Origin of the sequence: Veillonella parvula (assembly GCF_024461875.1) — a bacterium.
Taxonomy (GTDB): Bacteria; Bacillota; Negativicutes; order Veillonellales; family Veillonellaceae; genus Veillonella; species Veillonella parvula_I.
In genome coordinates, this window is record NZ_JANGAL010000005.1 from 105564 (window position 1) to 111704 (window position 6141).

4 protein-coding genes are annotated in these 6141 nt (G+C 36.9%); 2 read left to right on the forward strand and 2 right to left on the reverse strand.

The genetic code is table 11. The features are described 5' to 3' along the window. Window positions 1-19 precede the first annotated feature (19 nt). Window positions 20-2455: a homocysteine S-methyltransferase family protein gene (locus tag NE668_RS08330; RefSeq protein WP_042986573.1), complete on the reverse strand. Its 2436-nt coding sequence runs from the start codon at window positions 2453-2455 to the stop codon at window positions 20-22. A gap of 47 nt (window positions 2456-2502) precedes the next feature. Next, window positions 2503-3270: a methionine synthase gene (locus NE668_RS08335; RefSeq protein WP_227037191.1), complete on the reverse strand. Its 768-nt coding sequence runs from the start codon at window positions 3268-3270 to the stop codon at window positions 2503-2505. Between the two features lie 922 nt (window positions 3271-4192). On the opposite strand from NE668_RS08335, the gene NE668_RS08340 reads away from it, so the two are divergent. Both NE668_RS08340 and NE668_RS08345 read left to right on the forward strand, forming a co-directional pair. Next, entirely contained in the window at window positions 4193-4963 is a 771-nt protein-coding gene (locus NE668_RS08340) for a ParA family protein (RefSeq protein ID WP_227037192.1), read from the forward strand. A gap of 181 nt (window positions 4964-5144) precedes the next feature. Continuing rightward, window positions 5145-6074: a ParB/RepB/Spo0J family partition protein gene (locus NE668_RS08345; RefSeq protein ID WP_227037193.1), complete on the forward strand. Its 930-nt coding sequence runs from the start codon at window positions 5145-5147 to the stop codon at window positions 6072-6074. The last annotated feature ends 67 nt before the right edge of the window (window positions 6075-6141 follow it).

The following is a 6141-nucleotide window of genomic DNA, read 5'->3' on the forward strand; positions in this document are numbered from 1 at the left end:
TGTACCTCGTTACTATACATTATTTTTCTAGTGTTTCAAAGAAATCGTTAGCATGGTTAACAGCAGCGATGCCGTCCTTAGCGTAGATATCCGCGCCTGCTTGGTCTGCGTAGTCTTGAGATACTACGGCGCCACCAACCATGACCTTAGTTTTAAGGCCTGCTGCACGGATAGCAGCGATAGTATTGTCGATTTGTGGCATGGTTGTCGTCATCAAGGAACAGATGCCAACGAGGGCAGCTTTGTTATCTTTAATAGCTTGTACGATAACTTCTGGGTCAACGTCCTTACCCAGGTCGACGATTTTGTAACCATTGTTTTCGAGCAATGCTGCTACGATATTTTTACCTAAATCGTGAATGTCGCCTTTAACTGTAGCCACGACAACGGTGCCTTTATCTAAGCTTTCACTAGCAGGAATAATTTCTTTAATGGTGTTGAAAGCAGCCTGCATTGTTTCAGCAGCAAGCATTACTTGTGGTAAGAATAATTTACCAGAACCAAACTTATCCCCCACTACGTTCATCGCTTCAGATAAGCCTTTTTTCGTAAGATCTAATGGATCGATACCATCTGCTAAGGCTTTTTTTACAAGATCAATGATAGCTTCTTTTTCGCCTTGTTCTACACATGCGCGAATATTGGCTAAAGGATCATTACTATCGAAGGACTTTTTATCTGGCCCTTTAGGAGCAGAGTTACCAGGAGCGGTAGTTTCGTCTTCATAGCCGTATTCTTTAATAAATTCAGCAGAACCTGGGTCCCAGCCTAGTAAGGTAGTACTAGATACAAATGCTTTTTTGGCTGGATAATTGAGTGGATTCATAATCGGTGTTGTTAAGCCACATGCAAGGGCCATAGTTAAGAATTGGCCGTTCAAATATGGACGTTGAGGCATGCCGAAGGAGATATTGGACAAGCCCATTACTGTTGGGAAGCCAAATTTTTCTTTATATAATTGTAGCGTACGCAATGTTTGGCGTGCACTATCTTCCCCGCTGGCAAGTGTTAATACTAATGGATCGAGTAATAAGTCATGTGGTTGAAGACCATAACCATAAGCGCGATTTATGATGCTTTCAGCTAAAGCAACGCGGTCCTCTGCTTTTTCAGGTAAGTCACCACTACAGATTGGCAAGCAAAGCAATGCTGCACCATACCGTTTAGCCAATGGCATTACGTGAGTAATAGACTCCTCCTCCCCATTTACAGAGTTGATGAGGGCACGACCTGGATAGTTTTTAAGAGCTACTTCCATAGCTGCTGGGTCTAATGTATCAATGGATAAAGGTGTTTCTACGAGCATCGATAATTCGAAAATAGCGCGTTCCATTAAAGGAGTTTGATCCATGCCAGCTACGCCCATGTTTACATCGAGGATATCTGCGCCTGCTTCTACTTGATCTAATGCATCCCGTTTAACACGGATGAAAGAACCATCGCGTAATTCTTGAGCAAGTACTTTACGGCCCGTTGGGTTAATACGTTCACCAATGATAAGTGGTTTTGTATGATGGCCCAACTCTAAAAGTTTAGTACGACTTGTAATAATTGTTTTAGGTGTAATGTGGGTACGTTCTTTTGGCGTATGAGCTTTCACAGCATCGGAAATAGATTGAATATGGGCTGGTGTTGTACCACAGCAGCCACCAATATAACTAGCACCTGCATCAACGATATCAAGCATTAATGGGCCCATTTCTTCTGCTGTAAGTGGAAATACAGTTTGCTTGTTGATTAATTGTGGCATACCGGCATTTGGTTGGCAGCTTATAGGTAAATTTGTAACGCTTGCAATCTCCTCGATAAGAGGTGTAATTTGTTCAGGTCCAAGAGAACAGTTGATACCGATGATATCTGCACCTATAGCTTCTACGATGGTAGTTGCTACTGCTGGCGGTGTACCAGTAATAGTACGACCGTCTTCACTGAAAGAAAATTGACAGATGATTTGAATATCTTCTTTTGTTTTTCCCGCAGCTTCACGAGCATCTAAAGAGGCTAATAAAGCGGCACGCATTTCCTGTACGTCAATAATAGTTTCAATGATGATGAAATCAACACCACCTTCGATTAAAGCCTCGGCTTGCTCGCGGTATGTGTCGTAAATATCATCAAAACTCATATTGCCTAATGGTTGTAAGAAACGACCTGTAGGACCCATAGAGCCCGCTACACGAGCAGATGGTTTAACTTCTGCAATCGCTTCTTTGGCTACTTTTACAGCAGCAATATTTATTTCTCTTACACGATCTTGTAAGTCATAATCTTCTAGTTTAAGCCCACAAGCGCCGAACGTATTTGTTGTGATTACATCACTGCCATGTTGTAAGTATTGAGCATGAATATCCTTTACTACTTCTGGTCTTTCAATATTAAATAGCTCTGGACAATAGCCTTCTTCTAAGCCTGCCGCTTGAAGCATTGTGCCCATAGCACCGTCAAATATATACATAAACATCTTCCTTTAACATCCTAAATTACAATGTTTCACGTGAAACACTATTGTATTGGTTGCCCCTTCATGGCAATACCAGAAATGTCGGCAGTAGTTTTACTACCTTCCTCTTCTCCCCCATCTTGGGTGGTGACTGTTGCCTTCTCTGGTAATTTTCGAGATGCACAATTTTGTTGTGAACAAGATGTACAGCCTCGTTTAGTTTTAATATCTTCGTTTGCTGGCATTAAACCGATGATAGCCGTTACAGACTTACGTGGGAATAATAAATAGTTCTCTGTTACTTGTAAGCCAATCATCTCTGTTTTGATGATTTTAGCTAATTGTGGTTGAATTTCTAGTGGCCAGTTGCCATAACCAGGGCTAAAACGCCAAGTTGGCTTATAGCCTTGTTTTTTAGCAATTGTATTGATTACTTCGTTTACCTGATCAGCTACCTGTTCTACAGCAGTTGTGGCTGCTGCATCAAGTAATAAGCCTACCGTATAGTTACCTTGTTTAAATAACTGCTCACTACGAATTTCTACATCTTCTCCAACTGTTACACCTAATACGTATACTTTAGTAGATTTTTCTAGATGTTTTTCAATGATAGACCCTTCAATTTTAAGCGGTGGATTGCTTAAAATTGTTTTTGTTTCTGCATCGTAATCATATTCTTGATATACACCCCTAGGTGTAGCCAATAATTGGATTTCCTTACATGCTTCGTCAACATAGTTTTGTGGGAAATCCTCAGCATGACGAAGTCCTGCGTATCGTTTTACTTCTGCTTTGTCGATGGCAGGAAGCATTCCGTTATAGATGGGCATAGAAACGCCTCCTCTTCAAAATAAAAAGCTCTGCGTGTCCGTAGAGCGTGTGCTTACTGTTATTAATTGTATAATAAATCTTATAAAGTGATTTTTCTAGACTCTTAAGATTATCAATCTAATTACTATCTAACTAATAGTATATAGATATGAATAATACCTGTCAAAGTATATAGGGCCTGTATTCTCATATAATTTAGTAGTATATAGGTATAGTTTAAAGTTATATCAAAATGGTTTTTTGAGCGTAAAAGTTATTGATGATGAAGACTTTATGTGTTTAATGTTAACCTTAATGTTTCACGTGAAACAATTTGTTAAACATAATCTAATAGTTTGTTATGAATATATAAGTATATTAATATTAGTTCATTACATTTCGTATATTATTGTTATATATAATGTTACCGATCAAAAGTTGATTACTTTATACTTTTCGCTGATGGTGTTGTTCTATAAATAAAAAAATGATATAAAATAATTTTGTATATATTTGTCTATTGGTATAGATTTATATTAAAGCAATAATTTTTTACTGTAAAATTTTTTATTAATTTTATAGCTTAATTTTTGCGTTAGATTTTAATCTTTAAATGTTTCACGTGAAACATTTAATTGTAAAATTTATAGAACATTTGATGTAATTTTTTTTATTTTGTGTTGTACTTATATAGTAAAGGAATAAATTGCTATATTTCACGTGAAACAATAAAATAAATGTTATAACCATATTAATGAAGTTATTTATCTATAAATTTATGGGCATAGTATAAATGTAAGCAGGAAAAAATGTAGTAGATAAGTAAAATAATGTAGTAGATAGATAAATTAATGAGAATTTGATTTATAAATACCGTAATTAGCATTGTTTTATGTTATAATGGAAAAGAAATATTTTGAACGAAGATGTGAGGTGAATTAAGTGGGCAAAGTTATAGCTATTACTAATCAAAAAGGCGGTGTTGGTAAAACTACAACATCAGTAAATTTGAGTGCTTGTTTAGCTGATGCAGGTAAGAAAGTGTTACTGGTTGATTTGGATCCACAAGGTAATGCTAGTTCTGGGTTAGGTATTGAAAAGGATGATTTAGAGCTCTGTGTGCATGATGTTCTAATTGATGGAGAACCAATTGCTGATATTGTACAACCTACAATGCTTGAAAATCTATTTGTGGCGCCTGCAACAATTCAACTAGCTGGTGCTGAAGTAGAACTAGTTTCCGTTGTTTCACGTGAAACAATGTTGAAAAAAGCATTAGCGCCAGTACGAGATACATATGATTTTATCGTCATTGACTGTCCACCATCTCTCGGGTTATTAACATTAAATGCCTTGACTGCTGCTGATAGTGTATTGATTCCAATTCAAAGTGAATTTTACGCATTGGAAGGGGTTAGTCAATTAGTTAAAACAATAACAATTGTACAACAAACATCAAATAAGGATCTTGAAATTGAAGGCGTACTATTAACTATGTTTGATGGCCGCACAAATTTATCTATTCAAGTAGCCGATGAAGTAAAAAAATTCTTTGGCAATAAAGTATATAAAACAATTATTCCTCGTAATGTACGCTTAAGTGAGGCGCCTAGTTATGGGGAGCCAATCATTGTATATGATCCAAAATCCAAAGGTGCTGATGTATATACGAAATTAGCTAAAGAAGTAATTAAAGCATCTAAAACTAAATAAGCACTAAGAGATGAATAAGTACTAAAGCTCAATAAACACAAAAGCGAAGTAAGTACCTAAAGGTAATAAGTGTCTGGTAATATGTAGGTATCTAATGCTAAGTATATTAGTTTTTTGTGGTTTGCGTGATTTACATATTTTAAATTTGTAAATATTTGTAAGGCCGAGAGAGGTTAGTTGTATGCCAAGAGAAATTAAAAGCAAGAAAAGCAAAGCGTCCGGATTGGGGAAGGGCCTTGAGAATTTGATGAAGGTTGACTCTGTAGAGTCTGTATTGCCTGATAAGGAGATACATGAACTGCCGATTTCTGAGTTAGTTCCAAATGTAGATCAACCACGTAAAAGTTTTGATGAAGATAGTCTAGCTACATTGGCTGAATCAATCAAGAATCTTGGTATTTTCCAACCGATTGTAGTTCGTAAACAAAAGAATAAATATCAAATTGTAGCTGGTGAGCGCCGTTATCGTGCTGCTATGATTGCTGGATTGAAAACAGTACCAGTTATTGTTAAAAAATATAATACCGAAGAAATGACAGAGGTTGCTCTTGTAGAGAACCTACAACGTGAAGGATTAGATCCCATTGAAGAAGCATTGGCTTATCAAGGATTGATGGATACTTATAAGCAAACGCAAGAAATGATTTCTGCTCGTCTTGGCCGTAGCCGTTCATATATTGCTAATATGGTTCGTCTTTTAAAATTATGTGATTCTGTACAAAAGGATCTTATCGAAGGTGATTTAACGGTTGGTCAAGCTCGTCCATTATTAGCGTTAAGAAGTGCAGCTCAACAAATAGAAGCAGCTGAACGTATTAAAGAGGGTGAGCTAAGTGCTAGACAAGCAGAGGCCCTTGTTAAGTCTATGCAAAATAAATCGTCTAAAGCAAAGACTGGTAAACCTCAAAATACGGCAGAGGTTCGTGCCCTAATGGACCGTTTAAAACTAAGCTTAGGGTCCCCTGTGAATATTAAATTCCGTGCAGGCAAAAAAGTACAAGGAAAAATTGAAATTGCTTTCTCCTCTGAAGCTGAATTAGAAAGACTTATTGCATATATGGATGGGCAAGATCAAACAGAAGATGCGGAAACAATAGAGTTTAGAGTATAATTGGCTAGCAAAAGCAAAAGCAAAAGCAAAAGCAAAAGCAAAAGCAAAAGCAAAAGCAAAAGCAAAA

Coding starts and splice junctions, on each gene's coding strand:
- NE668_RS08330 (WP_042986573.1), bottom strand. CDS start 2,455: ATGTATATATTTGACGGTGCTATGGGCACAATGCTTCAAGCGGCAGGC.
- NE668_RS08335 (WP_227037191.1), bottom strand. CDS start 3,270: ATGCCCATCTATAACGGAATGCTTCCTGCCATCGACAAAGCAGAAGTA.
- NE668_RS08345 (WP_227037193.1), top strand. CDS start 5,145: ATGCCAAGAGAAATTAAAAGCAAGAAAAGCAAAGCGTCCGGATTGGGG.